This window comes from Tengunoibacter tsumagoiensis (assembly GCF_003967535.1).
Classification (GTDB): domain Bacteria; phylum Chloroflexota; class Ktedonobacteria; order Ktedonobacterales; family Ktedonobacteraceae; genus Tengunoibacter; species Tengunoibacter tsumagoiensis.
In genome coordinates this window covers 1,714,816-1,735,895 of the sequence record NZ_BIFR01000001.1, presented here as the reverse complement: position 1 = coordinate 1,735,895, position 21,080 = coordinate 1,714,816, and the positions used below count along the sequence as shown (strand labels likewise).

Annotated in this window: 13 protein-coding genes; 5 read left to right on the top strand and 8 right to left on the bottom strand. The window is 48.1% G+C overall.

From position 1 onward, the window contains the following. Positions 1 to 111 precede the first annotated feature (111 nt). The gene (locus EL628_RS06730) at positions 112 to 2,364 is read right to left on the bottom strand and encodes an ATP-dependent Clp protease ATP-binding subunit (RefSeq protein WP_126579203.1); all 2,253 of its coding nucleotides are present in this window, start codon (positions 2,362 to 2,364) and stop codon (positions 112 to 114) included. 881 nt (positions 2,365 to 3,245) lie between these two features. On the opposite strand from EL628_RS06730, the gene prfA reads away from it, so the two are divergent. The 4 genes from prfA to EL628_RS06710 all read left to right on the top strand — a co-directional run bounded on the left by prfA (position 3,246) and on the right by EL628_RS06710 (position 9,800). Beyond that, complete coding sequence (gene prfA / locus EL628_RS06725) at positions 3,246 to 4,322, top strand: peptide chain release factor 1 (RefSeq protein WP_126579202.1); 1,077 nt, start codon at positions 3,246 to 3,248, stop codon at positions 4,320 to 4,322. A gap of 409 nt (positions 4,323 to 4,731) precedes the next feature. Beyond that, positions 4,732 to 7,941, top strand: coding sequence for an efflux RND transporter permease subunit (locus tag EL628_RS06720; protein ID WP_126579201.1), 3,210 nt, complete (start codon positions 4,732 to 4,734; stop codon positions 7,939 to 7,941). A gap of 429 nt (positions 7,942 to 8,370) precedes the next feature. Further along, the gene (locus EL628_RS06715; protein ID WP_126579200.1) at positions 8,371 to 9,114 is read left to right on the top strand and encodes an HAD family hydrolase; all 744 of its coding nucleotides are present in this window, start codon (positions 8,371 to 8,373) and stop codon (positions 9,112 to 9,114) included. Further along, complete coding sequence (locus tag EL628_RS06710) at positions 9,111 to 9,800, top strand: hypothetical protein (protein ID WP_126579199.1); 690 nt, start codon at positions 9,111 to 9,113, stop codon at positions 9,798 to 9,800. Before EL628_RS06715 ends, EL628_RS06710 begins: the two co-directional genes overlap by 4 nt. 276 nt (positions 9,801 to 10,076) lie before the next feature. Here EL628_RS06710 and EL628_RS06705 read toward each other — a convergent pair whose 3' ends face one another. From EL628_RS06705 to EL628_RS06680, 6 genes are all read right to left on the bottom strand, one after another. Beyond that, positions 10,077 to 10,256: a hypothetical protein gene (locus tag EL628_RS06705; protein ID WP_126579198.1), complete on the bottom strand. Its 180-nt coding sequence runs from the start codon at positions 10,254 to 10,256 to the stop codon at positions 10,077 to 10,079. Between the two features lie 67 nt (positions 10,257 to 10,323). Continuing rightward, entirely contained in the window at positions 10,324 to 11,067 is a 744-nt protein-coding gene (locus tag EL628_RS06700; RefSeq protein ID WP_126579197.1) for a cysteine hydrolase family protein, read from the bottom strand. 123 nt (positions 11,068 to 11,190) lie between these two features. Further along, positions 11,191 to 11,928, bottom strand: a complete 738-nt coding sequence (locus tag EL628_RS06695; protein WP_126579196.1) for an NUDIX hydrolase — start codon at positions 11,926 to 11,928, stop codon at positions 11,191 to 11,193. A 122-nt stretch (positions 11,929 to 12,050) separates the two neighbouring features. Further along, positions 12,051 to 12,995 carry a hypothetical protein gene (locus EL628_RS06690; protein WP_126579195.1) on the bottom strand — a complete coding sequence of 315 codons (945 nt, stop codon included), beginning with the start codon at positions 12,993 to 12,995 and terminating at the stop codon, positions 12,051 to 12,053. A gap of 1,265 nt (positions 12,996 to 14,260) precedes the next feature. Then, positions 14,261 to 14,662 carry a hypothetical protein gene (locus EL628_RS06685; RefSeq protein ID WP_126579194.1) on the bottom strand — a complete coding sequence of 134 codons (402 nt, stop codon included), beginning with the start codon at positions 14,660 to 14,662 and terminating at the stop codon, positions 14,261 to 14,263. Between the two features lie 675 nt (positions 14,663 to 15,337). Then, positions 15,338 to 15,718 (bottom strand): hypothetical protein, encoded by a 381-nt coding sequence (locus EL628_RS06680; protein WP_126579193.1) that lies wholly within the window; start codon positions 15,716 to 15,718, stop codon positions 15,338 to 15,340. A gap of 1,055 nt (positions 15,719 to 16,773) precedes the next feature. Here EL628_RS06680 and EL628_RS06675 point away from each other — a divergent pair. Beyond that, a complete protein-coding gene (locus EL628_RS06675) occupies positions 16,774 to 19,923 on the top strand; it encodes a helicase C-terminal domain-containing protein (protein WP_161975311.1) in 3,150 nt (1,049 codons plus the stop codon). A gap of 150 nt (positions 19,924 to 20,073) precedes the next feature. Here EL628_RS06675 and EL628_RS06670 read toward each other — a convergent pair whose 3' ends face one another. Further along, on the bottom strand, positions 20,074 to 20,760 hold the full coding sequence (locus tag EL628_RS06670) for a hypothetical protein (protein WP_126579191.1): 687 nt from the start codon (positions 20,758 to 20,760) through the stop codon (positions 20,074 to 20,076). Positions 20,761 to 21,080 lie beyond the last annotated feature (320 nt).

The following is a 21,080-nucleotide window of genomic DNA, read 5'->3' as shown; positions in this document are numbered from 1 at the left end:
GGCTGCGGTGAAGCCGCTCCGCTCTGTTGCACCCCATAATCATCATACAGGATGCTCTACGGCAACGGCCTCGCTTCTTTATGCACACACCATCAAGCTAACCTTCTGGCTTTATGCAAGTTCGATACCTTCTTCTGGTCGATTGTTATCTCTGGCCTCAACGACAATCTTGTCGTCCTGTACACGAAGGAGTGCACTTTGACCACTGGCAATTTCACCTGCCAGTAGGGCATCGGCTAGAGCATCATCAACGTAGGTCTGAATGGCTCGGCGTAATGGACGAGCACCATACTCTTCATCGAAACCCTCTTTCAGGAGGAAGTCACGAGCCTCTTCAGTCACCTCTAATTCAATGCCCTGATCGGCCAGTCGTGAGCGGACTTGATTGAGCAGCAGCTCGACGATCTTGTTCAGCTCATCTTTCGCCAGCGAGTGGAAGACCACGATCTGATCGATACGATTGATAAACTCCGGTCGGAAAAACTCTTTCAGACCATTGATGGCTTTCGCACGCATCGCTTCATGTCTGGCATCGCTTACCTCACCCTTACGAGCAGAGAAGCCAATGCTGGCAGCGCGCTTGAGATCAGCGCTCCCGGCGTTGCTGGTCATGATGACGACAGTGTTCTTAAAATCAACTGTTCGTCCCTGACCATCGGTCAAACGTCCATCATCCATAATCTGCAACAGCGAATTAAAGACTTCTGGATGGGCTTTCTCCACTTCATCGAGCAGGATCACGCTATACGGACGGCGGCGAACTTGCTCGGTGAGCTGCCCACCATCGTCATGGCCAACATATCCCGGAGGGCTACCAAACAGGCGCGAGACCGTGTGGGGCTCCATATACTCCGACATATCCAGACGAATCAGGTTCTCCTCGCCACCAAAGAGCTCCGCAGCTAACGAACGTGCAAGTTCAGTCTTACCAACGCCAGTTGGGCCAAGGAAGAGGAACGATCCAATGGGACGACGAGGATCTTTCAGTCCGGCACGAGAACGGCGAATGGCACGAGCTACAGCGCTAAGGGCCTCATCCTGACCGATGACACGCTTGCGCAGATCATCTTCCAGATTCCGCAGATTCTGGCGCTCGCTCTCCAACATCTGGCTGACAGGGACCCCGGTCCAGTTCTCCACTACGTGAGCAACGTGTTCAGGAGTAACCATCAATGCCACCATATTGGCGCTCTGCTCGCGAGCAGTCTCCAGCTGGGCCATTACCCGCAGCTCTTGCTGGCGCATTCTGGCCGCATTCTCATAATCTTCTGCATTGGCCGCAGCCTCTTTTTTCGCCTGGATCTCAGCAAGCTCTTGCTCAAGTTCAGAGATTAAGAGTGGGCTGGCTATCCCTTTCTCCATGGCCTCTAAACGTAAGGCAGAACTGGCCTCGTCCATCACATCGATAGCTTTGTCCGGCAAGAAACGATCATTAATATAGCGATCAGAAAGTTTAACGGAAGCCTCAATGGCCTCGTCGGTGATGCTGATCCCATGATGAGACTCATAGTTAGGCCGCACGATGTGCAACATAGCGATAGCCTCTTCAACCGATGGCTCTCCAACCATTACAGGCTGGAAACGACGCTCAAGAGCCGAATCTTTCTCAATATGCTTACGATACTCATTGAGGGTCGTTGCTCCTATACAGCGCAGTTCGCCACGGGCCAGGGCTGGCTTGATCATATCACCAGCACCAACCGCCCCCTCAGCCGCACCTGCACCCACCACCGTATGCAACTCGTCAATAAAGACGATGACTTCTGGAGCCTGCCGCAGTTCCTCCAGGATCGATTTGATTCTCTGCTCAAACTGTCCACGGAACATTGCACCAGCAACCATTCCACCAATATTGAGCGAAACAATACGCTTACCACGTAAGGTCGAAGGGATATTCCCCTCCTGAATACGACGGGCCAGGCCCTCTACAATAGCGGTCTTACCTACACCGGGCTCACCAATCAGGACTGGATTATTTTTCTGACGACGTCCGAGAATCGTAATTAAGCGACGAAGCTCACGCTCACGGCCAGCAGCCGGATCAAGCTTCCCCTCCGAGGCTTCGCTCGTCAGGTCACGTCCATATTGATCTAAGGTTGGGGTTTTACTATGTTTAGCCTGCCGTTCAGCAGTCGCAGTATTCACACTACTCGCGCCACCAGAGGCAGCTGCTTTGTCAGCATTGGCAGAGAAACCAAAGGGAGCACCCGAGAGACCCTGACCATCAAAGCCACCCAATTGTCCCATCGTACTCATCAGCTCATCAACACAGGACTGACAGAGTAAATGCGACTCACGTCTGCCATCTACCATCTGATCGACACGAACGCGAGCGGGATTTTTTTGACAACGTTCACATTTCATATTTTTTTATATGCTCCTCACTGTCATGCAGAGAAGTCAGGGATGATTTCTCACATGTCTTTTAGCAAAAGATTCAGGTGACTGCTAATATTCTAGCACAGATATTCTCTGTTGTCTAGCACTCTATCCACTTGATTGCTAATTCATCATCTATAACGTCGATGATAGCTGGTTTATTCCCCCAAATCCCAGGTTGTCAAAATTTCTGGTGTTTTCTCTAGTACGCATCACAAAGGGAACTGGTTACGCTCATTCACACCTTTTACAACAGGAAAAAGAACTTTTTTCTGCTTGCATTTTGTGAAGAGTTCTTGCTATCTTCATCTCTCTTCATGATGGGCGATGAGTGCTGCCTGCTGTGAAAACACCATTGCTGATTGCTTTCATCGGACGCAAAAAAGTGCTATACTAGCTAGCATGAGGCAATCTATGTTTAGTATCTTCAATGCGCATATTTTATCGGGAAGCGAACGCGACTTGTTGAGTCCCCGCCTGACCGCAATGACAGAGAGCTACCTTTTAACCGCCGGGTAGCGAGGCCTCACTATGCCCCTTCTTCACAACCACTCTGGTGCTGGCTCTGTTTTTTATAGAGTTTTTTATATAAGAGTTTTTTTATATAAAGGAAGGCTTCGCCTCTTGCTCTTCTCTGCGCTTACGATCTCTATTGGTTCAGGGCACTGATCCACTACATAGGCCAGGGCACAGGCAGATGAAACAGATCGGCTCAAGGCATCAAGGTGAGAGAAGAGAACAGAATGAACCTGATACACAATGGACTTTACAATACGACAGACAACCCCATTCGTTCTAACCTTGCATTATGCTGCTTCCTGATCCAGTGGCAGCCAGGCGAATGGTGAGATACCGGGAGGCAAATCATGGATTTCATGGGTAAACTGGCCAGTCTGGCCCGCCGCTATGAGGAACTAAATACTCTGATGGCTCAGCCAGAGGTACTTGAAGATATTCAGCAGCTCCAGCGCTATGGACGCGAACATTCAGAGCTCGAAGAGGTGGTCCATAAGTACAATGAGCTACAAACAACTGATGCTCAGATCGCCGATGCTCAAGAGATGTACGATAGCGAAGATGGCGAGATGCGCGAGATGGCCTTTGAAGAGATGGAGCAGCTAAAACAACACAAAGAGCAGCTTCTGGAAGAGGTGAAAGTAGCTCTGCTCCCCAAAGATATTATGGACGAGAAGAATGCTATTGTGACGATCCAGGGCGGAGCTGGTGGCGATGAAGCAGCTCTCTTTGCTGGTGAACTCTACCGCATGTATGCTCGCTATGCCGATACGCGCCGCTGGAAGATCGAGATTCTCGATGCCAACGATACTGAACAGGGTGGCATTAAAGATATCACGTTTGTGATTAAGGGCAAGGGGGCCTACAGCCGTATGAAATACGAGGGTGGCACCCATCGTGTTCAACGCGTCCCTCTGACAGAGGCGAATGGCCGCATCCATACCTCTACAGCCAAGGTGATCGTCCTACCAGAAGCCGATAATGACATCAATATTGAGATCAAAGAGAATGATATTCGCGTCGATGTCTATCGTTCGACCGGGCATGGTGGACAGAGCGTGAATACGACGGACTCCGCTGTACGTATTACGCATCTCCCCACTGGTCTGGTGGTTACCTGTCAGGATGAGAAGTCGCAGCTGAAGAATAAGACCAAAGCTCTGGGCGTGTTAAAAGCTCGGTTATGGGATCTGGAAGAGGCCAAACGTCAGGAAGAGTTGAGCAAGAATCGCCGCTCTCAGGTTCAGACCGGTGATCGTAGCGAGAAGATCCGTACATACAACTTCCCCCAGGATCGCGTTACCGATCATCGCATCGGTCTGACACGCCACAATCTCCCAGGGGTGATGAATGGCGATATCGACGAGTTTATCAATAACCTCGTGGCCGTCGATCAGGCCGATAAACTCCAGAATATGTTTGTCTAATCTAGACGGTTGGCTTCACTATCCACCAGACAGAAGAGGCTTGCTCCCCTTGGTGAAGGAGAGCAAGCTTTTTTTATCTGGCAAGCTCCTCCAAAATCAGGGATTTCCCTGAGCATATTTATCACTTGATAACCTAAACTACTAGTGATGGCACAAACTCACACGTTTGTGATATCTATTAACGTAGACACAACTATATTATGTACAAAATCGATTGGGAAAGCAGGCTGCACCCCTGGCGCAGGGAAGACCTGCCCGCGCTGTTGACAATGATGATCTCCAGCACACAAAAAATGGCCTGGCGGCGATAAAGAGGTCAAAAGCCAGAGCCCTATTCCACATCTTGCACTCAATCTTCTGAACTGCTGTGACAAGATATATCTGGATTTTTTTATCTCAGGAGTAGCACATGTCGTTTTTATCACGATTGAGTATGGCCAATCGCAGCCTCGTCGCTCTTGCAGCGATTGCAATTCTGCTGATTGGTGCATACATTATTCCTTCACTGAAACAGGAATTGTATCCATCCTTACAATTTCCAGCAGTTACGGTTGTCAGCGTCTATCAAGGTGCCTCACCTTCGATTGTTGAACAGGCCGTAACAAATCCCGTTGAACAGAGCATTCAAGGGCTACAGGGAATTCAACAGACGACCTCTTATTCTAATGAAAGTACGTCTGTTATTATTGTTGAATTCAACTATGGCACTGATCTCAGCAAAGCGCAGCAGGATCTCTCTGGCCGCTTGAGCAATATCCAGAGCACGCTGCCAACCAATGTAACGCCGAAGGTTCAGGCGTTCAATCTCTCTGATCTGCCCATTATCTCTATGGCGGTCAATGCCGATGAGAATCAGCAACAGCTGGCTCTCGATCTTAAAAAGCTGGCTGTCCCTGAGCTGGAAGGTATCAATGGTGTTGCGACGGTAAAAGTGAATGGTGTTCGCGATCAGATTGTGAATATCACGCTCGATCCTGCCAAACTAAAAGCAACTGGTGTCAGTGCCAGCCAGGTAACCGGGGCACTTCAGGCGAATAATATTACATTGCCTGCGGGTGAGCTGACCGCCAATGGCCAGACGCTCTCGATTCGTGTTGGCAATACGTTCAAAACTATCGACGATCTGGCTAATCTTATTGTTGGCAGCAGTTCTTCAGCGAGTGCTGGGGCTGGCGCGGGTCTCCCCGGCGCGGGCGCGGGAGCGGGAGCCGGTTTCCCTGGAGCCGGCGCTGGCACTGGTACAACGACTGCTCCTCCTACGGCAGTAGCCCCAACGTTTATTAAGCTGGGTGATGTTGCTACTGTGAAAGAGGATCTGGCTCCCTCTTCAACCATTACGCGTACAAATGGAAAAGAGAGCCTTGGTATCTCTATTACAAAGACTACTGACGGCAATACTGTTGCTATCTCAAAGGATCTGCACGATAAACTTTCGGATATTGAGCAGAAGCTGGGCCATGGTGCAAAGTTTACGGTGATCTCTGATCAGGCTCCTCAGGTTCAACAATCGGTTGATGGTCTGGTTAATGAAGGTCTAATCGGTGCTGGCTTTGCGATCCTGATTATCCTGCTCTTCCTCTTCTCGATCCGCTCGACATTGGTAACAGCTATCTCGATTCCGCTCTCGATTATGATTGCGTTGATTGGTCTCTGGATCGGCAATTACTCTCTTAACCTCTTCACTCTGGGTGGTCTGACGATTGCCGTTGGACGCGTCATCGACGATTCGATTGTGGTACTGGAGAATATCTATCGCCACCTGAATCTTGGTGATGATAAGAAGAAAGCTGTCTATGAGGGTGTACGCGAGGTAGCCGGAGCGATTACAGCCTCGACACTGACAACGGTAGCAGTCTTCCTGCCGATTGCCTTTACCTCGGGAATTGTGGGTGAGCTGTTTAAACCCTTCTCGGTGACGGTCACTATCGCGCTCCTGGCCTCTCTCTTTGTGGCTCTCACGATTATTCCAGTTCTGGCTTACTGGTTCTTAAAGGCTCCTAAAAACGTCCAGGCCCATAATCATGAGGAACACGAGAAGCCCAGTGTGCTGGAGCGCATCTATGTCAGCATTCTTGGCTGGGTACTTAAACATCGCGCAATTACGCTGGTCGTGGCGGTGATCTTCTTTGTGGCTTCGATGAGTCTGGCCGGACTACTGGGCACCAATCTGTTCGATTCCTCTAGCTCCAGTTCCTTTACCATTACGCAGACGTTGCCCGATAATAGTAGCATTGATACGACAAATGCCGCCGCCGCTAAGGTTGAGGCTGTTCTACATGATGTCTCTGGTATTAAGTTCTATCAGGTCAATGTTGGTTCAAGCGGCTCGTTCCTTTCGACGGGAAGCACAACCAACAAGGCCAGCTATACGGTCACAACAGACGATAATGTCAATACAAAGAGCGTTCAGGATACGGTGACCAATCGTCTGAAGGATCTGACTGATGCTGGCAAGCTGGTGGTCGCTGCCAGCAGCGGTGGCTTTAGCAGTTCTAATCTAAGCATCAATGTGCATGCAGGCGATGATGCCACTCTGGCGGCAGCTTCACAGCAGGTTCTGGATGAGGTTGCAAAAGTACCAGATACGACGAATGTTGCGAGCAATCTCTCCAATGCTGCTCCGTTGATCGATGTCCATGTGGACCCCGCCAAAGCAGCAAAATTTGGTCTGACTGCGGCCCAGGTTGGTCAGTCGCTGCGCCAGATCTACAGTGGTAGCACCAGTACGACTATTACGCTCAATGGCAATCAGCAGCAGGTTGACGTCTATCTGGGAGCTCCTGCCAATACGGTCGAGGCCATGAAGGCTATTCCGTTGACTACGGTGGCCGGGACGATTCCGCTGTCCACGGTTGCTGATGTCACACAAACGCTGGGACCAACTCAGATTACGCATATCGCCGGTGCTCGTACAGCTACGATCACAGCCGATACAACTAGCTCGAATACTGGTGCCATTACAGCGGATGTGACACAGCGTCTGCAAAAATTACATCTGCCCGCTGGTGCTTCCTATGACCTGGGAGGTATCTCTTCCAGCCAGGCTGAAACCTTCCGGAATCTGGGACTGGCTATCCTGTTTGCGATTCTTCTGGTCTACCTGATTATGGTTGCAACCTTCCGTAGTCTGGTCCAACCATTAATCCTGTTGATCTCGATTCCGTTTGCCGCCACTGGCTCGTTGATTCTGATGGCGATCACACATACCGCCATCGGAGCTCCAGCTCTGATCGGCCTCCTAATGCTGGTTGGTATTGTCGTAACCAACGCGATTGTGCTGATCGATCTGGTCCATCAGTATCGTGATAAGGGTCTGGATGCCTCTCAGGCAGTGCTTGAAGGTGGTCGCCGACGTCTGCGTCCGATTCTAATGACGGCTCTGGCGACGATTCTCGCGCTGGCTCCAATGGCTCTCGGCTTTGATAAGTCGAGCGGCTTTATCGCTGGCCCTCTGGCTATTGTTGTCATCGGCGGTCTGACTACTTCAACGGCATTGACGTTGATCCTGGTCCCGACACTATATACACTGGTCGCTGGTGGTCGGAAGAAGAACGTGGCTGTCCCACCAACTCCTCCGGTCGCCGAGCCCCTGCCGATCGCAGCAGGTCAGGCTGACTGATCACTCTCATTCCGCAACAAACACCGGCACCGATGGTAGAAACCATCGGTGCCATTTATCTATGAGAGAGGTTGTCTCATCATATTTTGTCACATATACAAATTTTACATTTAATATAATTCAAAGTAGGGAAAGCCGCTTGTCTCTTTCCTCTGCTCCCACTCCGCTCAGTGAGCCCCTCCATGGCCCAATGGGAACATAGGTCATGGGAAGGGATACTTTGGTAGATCTGCGTATTGAAGTTGCGACAATGTGAACCACACTCGTGGGAAGATATTACATTGACACTACCATGGCAACATGCTAGACTTCAAGTTGACACCCATAAACATGAGGCAGTGATAATAGCAGAGAGGGGGGTGGGTGCTCATTGATGTGCTAGCGGGCACGTTCTGTACAGGATGTGTTCTAGACAGGTAGCGCGGTTTCATGAAATTTGAACAACCACAATCTATCCGCACAATTTTTCTGGATGCAGGCTTTACCCTCTTACGCCCTTTTCCTTCTATTCCCGAAATCTGTCAGCAGGTCTGCCGACAGCTTGATCTCCATCTTCATCTCGATCAAGTAAAAGCAGGGGCCGAGGCCGCTGAAGACTTCTATTTCCGCCAGAATAAGATGGCCAAACATATCTGGGCCGACGAGCGTGCGATTAACGATTTCTGGACTAGCTATTATACGATGCTCCTGCGCCCCTTTGTGGAAGAACAGGATGAGGCCCGCCTCTATCAACTGGCATCTGCAGTCAATCAGGAGTTTACCAAACATACAAGCTGGGAGCTTTATCCCGATGTCCTGCCCACCCTGGAGGCATTGCAAGCCCATGGCTATCAATTAGGGGTTATCTCTGACTGGGGGATCGCGCTAAGCTCTATCCTGCACCATCATAAATTGAACCGCTTTTTTGATTGCCTGCTCATCTCAGCAGCTTCCCGACATGCCAAGCCATCACCTCAGCTCTACGAGATGGCTCTCCAACGCGCCAATGCCATTGCAGATTATACGATCCATATCGGAGACTCTTATATTTATGATGTTCTGGGCGCTCGCTCCGTCGGGATTACTCCTATCCTGCTCGATCGCTCAGGCACTCTTCATGCACAACAGGTCGACTGTTTGCTTGTTCATTCACTGACTGGACTCCTTGATCTACTGGAGGTAGCACAACCTTGAAAGAGACGACACCAACCCGCAGCACCTTGCTCTTGACTGGTCTGGCATTAGGTACAGGAATGGCCTTATTGACCGCGCTGGTCACTACTATTCGCCAGGAGATTCGTCATCGTGGCTATCCGTCATGGGAGGAATGCCAGTGCGATTTTAAAGTAAGTAAGACTATTTTTCAGGTCTGGCAGAGTAGCAATGAGCAACGTGGAGAGACGATTGTCTCTGAGGAATGGGGCGTCTATCTCGTTAAACCCGCCCAATGGCTGAGACGTTTGATGCATTATAGCGCTCAGGTCATTGCAACGCTCAATCCACGCCAGCGCTATCTTGAACGCGTTACTCTCAGTCCTCAGGAGGCCTATCTTCTGGCAGCTATGCTTCATGCTAATGTCTCAAATGAGGATCTGAGCGACGAATATACGTCTGAACCATCTTATGTGATCTGGCGGCGCGAGGTTCTCCATTTTCCAAAACACCTTTTTGATTCGTGCATTCGCCGCCTCTATCCAGTACAGATCTCACCAGAACGGCTCCATCAGGCTCAAGGGCTCCCTGTTCTCTGGGACCCTCAGACAAGCCTGCCCTTAGCCACTGAGAGTAATCTGCTGAATGCCCCTCTGGGCACGCGTATTGATTGCGTCGGCTGGTCCCCTGCACAGATTACGTATTGCACTGCTCGCCTGAATGGCTAAGGGGTAGTCTGCAGCCATCATGAATGATGAGCCCTACCTTTTTGTGCGATGAATTGCATCTCATTTACGATTTATCGTATAAACCCATCATTTTCGATGATTAACGTGGTACGCGTTCATCATGAATGATGGGACCTAAATTTTTGTGCGATGAATTGCATCTCATTAGCGATTTATCGTATAAGCCCATCATTTGCGATGATTGACGTGGTACGCGGCCATCATAAATGATGGGCCTTACCTTTTTGTGCAATAAATTGCACCTTTATAAGCAATTTATTGCTCAATATCGCAGGGCCCATCATTCATGATGGCCGTCGTGACCCACTCCACCCCTTTTCCACCCTCATACAATGTATTACATTCCATCGTCGATTTATCGTATAAACCCATCATTTGCGATGATTGGCGTGGTACGCGGCCATCATAAATGATGGGCCCTACCTTCTCGTGCAATAAATTGCACCTTTATAAGCGATTTATCGCTCAATATCGTAGGGCCCATCATTCATGATGGCCGTCGTTACCCGTTCACCTTGCGCACGACTTCGATCCCATTCAGGTACATATGATATAAAAAGATCAGGTTCAGGACATCCCCATCGTGGGCCAGGGCACCGATCTCTTGCGCAACCTCGACCGGCGTGTCATAGGTCTGGACGGCATTGGCTGGTACGATGACACGCAAAGGCAGATTATAAGCATTGGCATGCAGCTTTAAGTGCATCGCGGTCTGATAGACGCAGAGGTCGGTGCAATCGCCAACTACTATGACGGTACTCAGATCCTTATGCTCATCTAACCAGGCCGCTAGCTCAGTACCATGGAAGGCATTTAATGAGTTCTTGGCAATGGTTGTATATAAATGGGCAAAGGGCAGGTTCGCTAACTCTGGAATGTTCTCGGCCTCGCTGGTATTGACCTGACAATGAGGCGGGAAATCGGCAAATTCAATGGACTCTGGTGTGTGGCTATCCTGCGCCATGACAAACTGTCGGACGCCAATACGATAGGCCTGCTCAAAGACGTTGACAACTTCTGGAATAATTCCTTTGACCCGCGAACTTGAAAGTGGTCCCTCATGACAGAAACCATTGACCATATCAATGCTAAAGACGGCCACTTTCCCCTGCTCGGCCTCGGTTTGCAGACTCTGCCAGCTCAGATCACTCAACTGCTGCTCCCAGCTAGCAACGGCAGTGAGAAAGGGCGCTGAACGCTGCAAAAACTGCTCAACTGATCGGGTATTCTGCTCCAATTGTTCCATCAGTCTCCACTCCTTATGTGATGCAATTTCTCGATCTCTTCACGAAGAATACAGGCTACTTCAGAAAAAATGTGGCATTACCTGGATAGATTACAAATTGGCTATACGATGTTCTAGGAGAGTTTAGAGCTTGCTTTCGGCCTCGGGATTAAAGCGATAGAGCCGCGCAGGCCGATGGGTCCCTTCCATCTTTTTGGCTCCCGTGTCCTCTAGAATGTTGGTCGAAAGAATCTTTTTACGGAAATTACGCTTGTCCAGCTTCTTATGCAGGATAATCTCATACACCCACTGGAGCTCCCGTAGGGTGAATTGTTCGGGCAGAAGGTTAAAGGCAATTGTTGTGTATTCTAGCTTGCCACGCAGACGGTTCAATGCGTATTCAACGATCATCTGGTGATCAAAGGCAAGCGGAGGGAGATCATAGACGGAGAACCAGCCCACATCTGTGGCGTCGCTGGCAGCGGAGACCTGTAATAATTCTGAGTCTAATAACGCAAAATAGACAACGGTGATGACACGTGTACGAGGATCACGACCAGGATTGCCGAAAGTATAAAGTTGCTCCAGATAGACGTCTTCAACACCCGTCTCTTCCTGCAATTCCCGTTTCGCTGCGGTCTCTAACGATTCGTCCATGTTGATAAAGCCACCAGGGATAGCCCACATTCCTTCGTAAGGCCAGGAACGACGCTTGATCAACAACATCTGAAGGTCGCGCTGCCTGAGGCTCATCATTAAGACATCGACTGTTACCGATGGCCGCTCATACTTCGCCGCATCATAATTATGCGGGCCCTCTTCGGACTGCTCTTCCTCTTTCTGCTCGTTCATTGCCTCTTTCCCATTGCTTGACTCTTCCATTCGCTTGCTCTGCCCTTCTCTCTAAACCCTGCCCCAATGACAGGGTTCCTATTAGTGTATTCTTTACACTAATATACTCCAGCCGGGAAGAACTGTCAAGTAGAGAGGCAATCCTGGTACGGCTATCCTCTCTGGATCTGCTGCCTGACGAGTTCAATCAGGGATTCGCTATCCTCATATGCATCATTAAAGACGAGTGGCTCACCTTTGATACGACGAAGTTTATAACTCTTCCTCTTTTTCTTTCTCTCTTCTACTATGAGAGGTCCTTTTACCTCATCCCAATGAAGCACATCTACGACTTTCGGGTAAATCACAATAAGACCTTTTGTGCAAACAAGAAGGGATGCTGGGATTTCCCGAGCGACCATATGTTTCATAATCAACCATTCAACACCACTGAAAAAACATGGAATAATACCAACAAGCCCGACTGAGAGCCTGAGTTGTGGATCTTGAATCTGACCTTGAAATACTTCGGAGAGAAAAATAAGAATCGCAGCAAGCGCGAAAAGGAGGACACAAATTACCACTCTGAGCAACATATCCCTATACGCTTGCCAGATACGTATCCACTGTGGGCGCATGTCATAGCATGCGAGCGGTTGACCAACTTGATGGAGCTCTGCCAGCTGATAGGCTGTTACCGGAAGCTCCGTTTTCTGTTCAGGCTCAGGGGAGTTCTCCTCTTTTCCTACTGAAGCATAAAAATCTTTGTATGCTTTTATAAGTGCGTAAATACTTTTTGAAAGCAATATCACCCCTACTAAAACCAGTAAAGTCACTGCTATGTATGTTGCTACGTATATTGCCGGGTTCAGCTTTGTCTGGCTCGCATTAAGATTGTCCTGCGTATGATAAATTACAGCTATACATTGATTTCCACTCGAAATTGTACCAGGTCCGCATTCATGATCAGTATCACTTTCACGTCCATCTCCACTACTACTGCTATTGCCGCCACCTGGAGGTGAGAGAGGACACAATCCATGATCATTGACAGAACATTGTCCGATTGGGTCCGTCTGGGTCTCAAGCTTTCCCTTGAGGTAGGCATCAAGACGCATGCTCTGAGGCTTGCCCTCGACGCTGTCAGGTAAAATGAACTGGCTGACGCCTGGGACAGAAGAGCTCTCATGGTCGTACTCTACTCCAGTACGATCATCACTATACGGTCTCGTAACGCCTCTCTCAATCCTCAAATATCCTTTCTGGTAGCTATTGCGCTCATAAGATCCAAAAAACTGAGTATCTATCAAGCTGGCACTACGCTCCGTCTGCAAGAAGCTCCTGGCCACACTACCCTGACCATGAGTCTGCAAGAGCCTCGCTTGTGAAGCTTCGCTCTGACCTTGCAGGGCGGAAAAAGGAATAACCGTAGCAAGAACGAAAAACGTCACACAAAGTATCAGGCCGGACAACACATGCCTGATCGCTTGCCAGCCGTGTAGCCACTGCGGGCGTATGTTGGAGCAGGCGAGCGGTTGACCATCTTGATGGTGCTCCGCCAGATAATAGGCTCCAGGCTCCATGAATAACCTCCTTGGATAATTATGATGAAATATGAAAATGCATCATGTTTGTATCACAATGCTCTCGAAGTGGCGCAGTTGGTAACAAAATAATTGTTCGTTTCCAACTATCCCCTATTTGGCAACTAACAGCTTAATGAATAGAGATAGCACATAATTAAAAGATAATATTATTATCATTATTGTTAACAATATTGTAATATTAAAAAATGGTATATCAGAGTATATATCGGTTGAAAGATTAAAAAGCTCGAATCCAGCTATAAAAGAAAGAGGCACAGAAAATATGCCCCGAAAAAGATCGAATAAACCTGGTTTTTTATACCAGGTTTCTACATGCTTGTCTGCTCTCACTCTTATAACAAGGGTGATAAAGAGAAATAAAAGAACAAAGCTTAGTGCCCATACACAGAAAGAAATAAAGTTATCGTAGCCATAAATATAAAGAGAAACAATTAATGGTATCGATAAGGGCAGCGTTCTTTGATATTCAAACCAGGATAACGGGTAACTTGAGGTTATCCCTCTTACATATCTGACTTGAGTCTCTTGTCTTTTCATCGTGTTCACACCTTCTGTAGCAACCACTTGCTCACGATGTACCTTGAACAAGTGGTACCGTTCACTTTACTCCTTAAGAAAGGAGCTTAACTTTGCTATCTACACTGGTCCAAACCAATTGCATTCACACATGTCTGATACTCATCTTTTTTACTCATCATATTGTGATATGTTCTGCAAAGCTCTTTACTATCGTTTTGATACCATCGACAAAACGTTCGCGCCAAATCGTCGTCCACTCAGGCCAGAACAGGTCGCGTCTGCATCGACGGGCCCGTGGTTTGTTGCACCTCCGCACTGTTGCCGATATACGTGGTCGTGGTCGTGTTGCTACCTGAGGTGGTCTGAGCGACTACGCGGTTCCCCTCACCATCATAGAGATATTTGGCCGTCGAACTGGGCGAATTGGGTTTGTCCTGCCAGGTTGAAAGGCGTCCTTCAGGATCATAACCCAGTTGCTGACCAGTCTGCGTGCCAGTACAGGTAGTGGCACTGGTCGGTGCGCGACAGATCATATTGCCAGCCAGGTCATAGGAGGCCGTGTAGCCATTGGCCGCAGCAGTGACGGCATGTGGATGCTTACTGTCATCATAGGTATAGCCGCCTGCAGGACTATGATTGACTGGTCTAATGATCGCCACGATATAATGATATCGTTTGTCCGGTACCATTATAGGAAATTACTATAGAATAGCGGTAATTAATGCCAAAAGTAAAAAATCAGTCCTACTATATCCACTATACTGTGGAGCAAACAAAGAAATAAAAGAATATGGTGATCCATTTTTTCATTAAAAATGATATCCCTAGAAAATAGTGCGAAGATAATAGTTGTAATAAGTAATCCCAAAAAAGGAAATGCAAAGACAGGATAATACTGAAAATGCTTTAAACTCATGAAAACGCTAATTAAAGTAAAGATATTAAAAATGGGGTAAACATATCTTTCAATCTTTTTCCATTCTGCTTTTTTCATCACTTCGTTAGATCCTTTTCTGCTAAGTATTTCGCTCTTTTTCTCAAAATTCTATTATATATTCAACAACACAGCCTATTTTATTCAGAGGAACAGCATTTTTGTGCTGTTCCTCTGAATAAAAATTCACTTGGTGAAATGTATTCTTACATGCAGATACCTCTTCAGCCGTAAAGCACCAGTTCATAGTCACCGCAGTTCGATTACATCGCGTCGTCCATACAGTGACCGGTTGATGAGCCATCTTCAAGGAAGCTTTCTTTCCTATCGAGCTCGGTTTTTGATTTCGCCAACACTATTTTAGTGGAGAGCTACCCGTTCGATATCATCTGATTATCTCTTAGTCGAAATGAGGCATGTCAACTTCATCGAAAATGAAAACGCCTTCATGCCCATGAGTCCCTCCACCTGTCAAAAACCAATATTGAAATGTAGTCTTGCTAGACATATCGATAAGCAGTAAGAATGATTCCTGAATGAGGCTCATCATGTGACCAACAATAATACTGATATCCGACCGGCATTGGACATCTTTTCGTAGGAGACGGACCATCACTTTCGTAAAGCCAGGCTCTTGCTCAATATGAAGGATTTCAAGGTCCGGAACAAGACCGTCGATATTCCATATGTCGATCCTAAAACCGGTATCATCACCGGGTTCATACTTCCAATCCGGAAAAGTGGCTCTTACTCCTTCTTTGAGATGATTTCTCAATTTCACTTGCTAGCTATCTTTGTCAAAAGGACTTTGTATCTTCTTTCATTCTCCTAAAAAGCATCAGTATCAAACTCCTCAAAGGTCTCGTTAAATGGATTCGTATAAGAAGGAACTGGCAATCTTTTATGCAGTGCTCCCGATGAAAGATCGTACAGGCTCCTGGTGCTGAGGCCAACGCTGGTTTGTCTATCACTTACCTTATGGAATGTGAGTCCATCTCATCTTTCTGTTTCTTTAAAAAAAACAAATCAATGGTACTTGCTGTGATGAATATAAAGGATTTAAAAATAGAAAAAATGCAAAGAATATACAATATTATTTTTAGATACAAATAATGCGTATCTGAAGAAGAGCTACTTACCGAACTCAAAGAAATTATTAAAGGTATAATCATGAAATAAGTCATATATACTGTTATCGGATAACGCTGATACCAAATTTTTTCACTACTTTTTTGAGTTCTTTCTTTCAAAACATCTCCTATAATTAAAAGAGGAAGATCTATTAATGACAAGATGAGTGTTGTATATAACACTACATTGAATATGATGGAAGCTATAGTTAGTATCAAAAAAAAGAGTATAAAAGAGTTTCTGATCAGTACTCTGGTGCGTTCCATAATCGTCTATCCTCACTTGATGATGACTTCTCTCACTGAAAATAGGATACCTATCCCGACTTTGAGTGGGGGCAATTGGTTCTATTTATTTTGCTTGCCAGATCACTTGATTTTAGCCATATCACCTGCACAATCAGAAATAAAGACAAAACTCAGCTATAACTATCCCATACAAGCAAGCTTACTGTCAAGAACGTTTGCAGGGTCTCATCGCGCTTCCCGTTCCTGGTCGGTCCTCTGGCGGCTGAAAAGGTTCTTGCATCGAAAAGCAGCGCCAAAAAGAGGAAAAGTTACGAGCAGAGGGACAACCGGGTTTGTCCCTGACATCCCGCTGTGTTATACTGCTCATACAAAGAAAACACCTGTTCAAATAGAGAACGTGCATCTTTTATTTCTTGAGGCTCGTAATCACCACTTTTTAGGTTTAAGGGAGAGGCACATGCCAGATGTAGGGCAGCAGCAGATTGGACAGTATCTGGTGACGGATCTGCTGCGGGCGAGTTCTACCAGCACATTTTTTATTGGGACTCAGCGCAAAAAAAAGATTATTCTAAAAAAACTTTCTCTTCCACTCCCAACAAATGAGAGCAAAGAGGCTTTTTTGGCTCGCGCTCATCAGCTCAAGAAGTTGAAGGATCGCATGATTGTCAATATTCTTGATGCCAATTTTATTAGCGATTTTGCGTATCTGGTGATGGACTACGTGGATTGGAGGAGTCTGGGTGAGCAGTTTCCCGCTGGCGAACAGCTTGCCCCTGATCAGGTGAAACAGATTCTCTCTCCTATTGCCGGGGCTCTCCATTATGCTCATGCACGCAATATTTTTCATGGGAATCTTCATCCTGGCAATCTGCTCGTTGGAGAGCGCAACACAACATTGCTTGCTGAGTTTGCGCTGACGCCTCCAGGCTTTTCTCCTGTCCTTGATGAGGTTGATCTGGCTCTTCCTTATATGGCTCCTGAACAATTGGAGGGTGAGGTCAGTGCCGCTAGCGATCAATATGCGCTGGCTGTGATGGTCTATGAATGGCTCTGCGGACGACGCCCTTATTCGGCCAGTGAACGTGCTGGTCTGTTGCAGGCTCAACTGGGCCAAAAGATTACGCCACCAACAAGTTTGAATCCTGCTGTCTCCCCTGCTGTAGAAAAAGTCTTGCTCCAGGCTCTAGCGCTCGAACCTGAACAGCGCTTTCCACATATTCAAGCTTTCTCTGATCACTACCTGAGCGCTCTGATGGGCTTTGCGTTCAAAACTCCTCAGCCAGCAGCCCGTCCAGCTAAACGCGTGCTCCCGAAAGTATCAGAGGCTCCAGAAACTCCAGAGGCTCCAGCAGAGCCCGAGCCCCTCAATACTGCTCCACCTCGCCTGGTCATACCGGACAGAGGAGAAAAAGCTACAATTCCTTCCCTGAAAGCCCTTCCCAATACTCCACGTCTGAGCACTCTTGTCCATGAGTCTGAAGCTAACTATGTGGAGCAAACACCTATTCCCGATGAGCCGGTAGAGAAGGTGAAGGAGCCACGCAAACGAAGAACGCTCTTAGAAGATGATGATGACGATAGGCTCTTTCCAGAATCTATGCGCGATGGGTTTGGGGAGTCGCGACTTCTGTCTAAGGTCGTCTCCGATCTACGCCAGGGTGGTGTTCTGTCGGAAAGCCTGCCTGGCTATGAAGAGCGGCCCGCTCAGGTGGAGATGGCCTCGCTTATCTCACGAGCCATTACCGAAAGCACGCCAGCGATTATCGAAGCCGGTACAGGCACAGGCAAATCGCTGGCCTATCTGGTACCTATCGTGCGCTCAGGCGAGGTTGCGATTGTCAGTACCGCCAATAAGGCGCTGCAAGAACAGCTCTTCTATAAGGATATTCCTTTCGTCCAGCGCTATATCAAACCATTCGAGGCCGCTCTGGTCAAGGGAGTCAATAACTACGTCTGTCTGGATCGCGTAGAGTCCGAACGGACAGGGATGCAGTTTTTTACGAAGAATCGCGATTTCAATCGCTTGCTTGAAATGACGCTCGATCCAGACTCCAAATTTAATGGTGATTTTGAGACGCTGGGCTTTCAGCTTCCCAATGATATTCGCAGCCGCGTTGCTACTGATAGCGATCAGTGCGCCTGGAATAAATGCGCTTATTTTGAAGATTGCTATGTCCATAAGATGCGAGAGCGAGCCGAGCGAGCACAGGTCATTGTAGTCAATCATACGCTGCTCTTGCTGGATGCGGCCCTGGGCGGTTTCTTGCTTCCCGAACGAGATCTTATCGTCCTCGATGAGGCCCATCATCTGGAGGAAGAGGCTACGCGATCGTTTACGATCAGTGTGGCACCTGCACAGATTCAGACGCTCCTGGCGCAACGTATGCTGAAGGATCACACTCTTCTCCATCTGCAAGACGAGACCATGCGTACAGCTATGCTTATGTGGTCGCGCTTAGAGCAGATCACAAACTTTGGCTTCAAAGGTCGCGCCAATCTAGAGGCTCCCATGGAAGAGGGGTTGCGCCTGGCGACCGTGATCTCCGATCTGGCGGATTCGCTGCGCAAGCAACGCCCCAAAACCCTGGACGAGAAAGAGGCTCCACTCTACGATAAGCTGCTCAAACGGACACAGAATCTGGCTGAGAATATCCGTACCATCTTCTCTGTATCAGCGCCAGATAAATTTGTCTACTATATAGAACGAATCGAAGGTTCAGCGTCCAAAGGTTTTGTCTTGCAGGCATCGGCAGCCCCCCTGGATGTGACCTCCTGGCTCAAAGAGAAACTGTTTGATAAGTGCAACGTCATCAGCACCTCTGCAACCCTGGCAACCATTGGACCCAATCCCGTCAAGCCGCATGAGAAAGGTCCAAACTTTGCCTATTTCCGCAAACGGATCGGACTGGACCCACAAGAGCGACCAGACGTGCTGGAACATATCCTTCCACTGGCCTTTGACTATGAACAGAACTCGTTGCTCTACCTGCCACGGCACCTTCCGCCACCCACATTCGGCGAGGGAGCCGATGACTATATGCTAGATATCGCTCGCGAGATGTACAAACTGGTCAAGATCTCACGTGGACGAGCCTTCTTGCTCTTCTCCAGCAAGCGTATGATGGATCGAGCCTATGAGCTTATGTCTCCCCATCTCCCCTACCCACTCCTCAAACAGGGCGATATGACCCGCCTGGAGCTGACAAAGCGCTTCCGTCAGGAAGAGGGGGCGGTGCTGTTTGGATTAAAAAGCTTCTGGGAGGGCGTGGATATCGCTGGCGATGCTCTTTCCCTCGTGGTCATTGATAAACTGCCCTTTGATCCGCCCGATGATCCCGTCCATGAGGCCCGCGTGGCGCAGATGAAGGCCGCAGGCGAGAACTGGTTCGGAACCTATGTCCTTCCCCAGGCCGTGCTCCGCCTGAAACAAGGTATTGGACGCCTGCTCAGAACGCGCGAGGATCGTGGAGTCATGGCCATTTTAGATACACGCCTCCATACCAAAGGTTATGGACGTCAGGTGCTGGATGCCATGCCACCAGCCCGCCGTACATCAAACATACGCGATGTCGATCGCTTCTTTGCAGAAGACAGGCCCGCATTCTAGTATAAGGGCCTGGCACTGCATACTGAGGGGCCATCTCTATGCCAATCCTCCATCCCAAGAACATTCTCTCACAGAGAACGGCATCAGAAAAGAAGAGATTGGCTAAAGATGGCCTCGACAAAGTTATGGCAAACTTAGCTTATCAGGAACCTAGAAGTTTGCACTATACACATAGGCAGCTACGCCTTCATAGGTGTAGGAAGGCAGATAAGCTCTGATATTCTGATACTCGCTATAGGAAGCGGTATAGAAGTGCTCGCCAATCGTGCCATTGTAGAAGCGGAACAACGGCACTGTGTATGGAGGATGGTACTCGATATCAAAGACAAATCCAAGATCGTTCTGTGAGAAACGACCATAATTGGCACCCTCCGCGCTATCATTGGTCGTAAACAGGTAATCTACCTTCGAGCGATCAGGGGCATTGAATGGATCACCATAAGGTGCATTGGTGAAACAATAGAACTGCTCAGCCGTATACTTGGTCTTCTTTTTCTTCTTCTTGCTTGAAGAAGTAAAAGGTGTATTGAAGGCGGACTCAGGCACAGAGGATGAAGTCAATACATAGAAGGCCGACGAATCTTCTAGCGAATAGCCATCGAGCAGATTCCCAAACCGTGATGGATTGAGCGTGAAAAAGTGCTTTCCGGTAGAAGTATTATAATAACGTTTTACCGGCGCAATACTACCAGAAGTTGAGGAAAACAGATCAGCAGGAGCAGCGCCAACCAGAGAAGCTGTGGCTACCGTCGCAGCAACACTGGCCATACCAGCTACAGAAGCCTTCAAAAACCCGCGACGGTTGAAGCTCTGAGTCGTCAAATCTTCGTTAAGCATACCAATATGTCCCTTTCAAAACGTATAACGCAGAATGAGTTACAGGCAATTTAATACGTAGGATTGTTTCTCCTAGATGACTCGATGGAAAAACTTACTACCTCTTATATATTAACCAGTCCGTCAAATCGCACATCTATATATTTTAAATGGAAGATGACATATTATTATTTAAAGAGCCTTTTCTTTATTATAACCACAGCCAATAAAGCCTGCAAATCCCCTCCACATCTGCGATGAATGGACATGTCCATTTCTCACCTTTCTCCAAATTCGCTGCTCATCCTCCACTAAATTTGGTGACAGACGTGGTACAACCT

What these genes read in the sequence shown, in the direction of transcription:
- EL628_RS06675 (WP_161975311.1), top strand. Translation starts at nt 16,774, where the DNA reads ATGCCAGATGTAGGGCAGCAGCAGATTGGACAGTATCTGGTGACGGAT.
- EL628_RS06695 (WP_126579196.1), bottom strand. Translation starts at nt 11,928, where the DNA reads ATGGAAGAGTCAAGCAATGGGAAAGAGGCAATGAACGAGCAGAAAGAG.
- EL628_RS06715 (WP_126579200.1), top strand. Translation starts at nt 8,371, where the DNA reads ATGAAATTTGAACAACCACAATCTATCCGCACAATTTTTCTGGATGCA.
- prfA (WP_126579202.1), top strand. Translation starts at nt 3,246, where the DNA reads ATGGATTTCATGGGTAAACTGGCCAGTCTGGCCCGCCGCTATGAGGAA.
- EL628_RS06700 (WP_126579197.1), bottom strand. Translation starts at nt 11,067, where the DNA reads ATGGAACAATTGGAGCAGAATACCCGATCAGTTGAGCAGTTTTTGCAG.
- EL628_RS06670 (WP_126579191.1), bottom strand. Translation starts at nt 20,760, where the DNA reads ATGCTTAACGAAGATTTGACGACTCAGAGCTTCAACCGTCGCGGGTTT.
- EL628_RS06730 (WP_126579203.1), bottom strand. Translation starts at nt 2,364, where the DNA reads ATGAAATGTGAACGTTGTCAAAAAAATCCCGCTCGCGTTCGTGTCGAT.
- EL628_RS06720 (WP_126579201.1), top strand. Translation starts at nt 4,732, where the DNA reads ATGTCGTTTTTATCACGATTGAGTATGGCCAATCGCAGCCTCGTCGCT.
- EL628_RS06690 (WP_126579195.1), bottom strand. Translation starts at nt 12,995, where the DNA reads ATGCGTCTTGATGCCTACCTCAAGGGAAAGCTTGAGACCCAGACGGAC.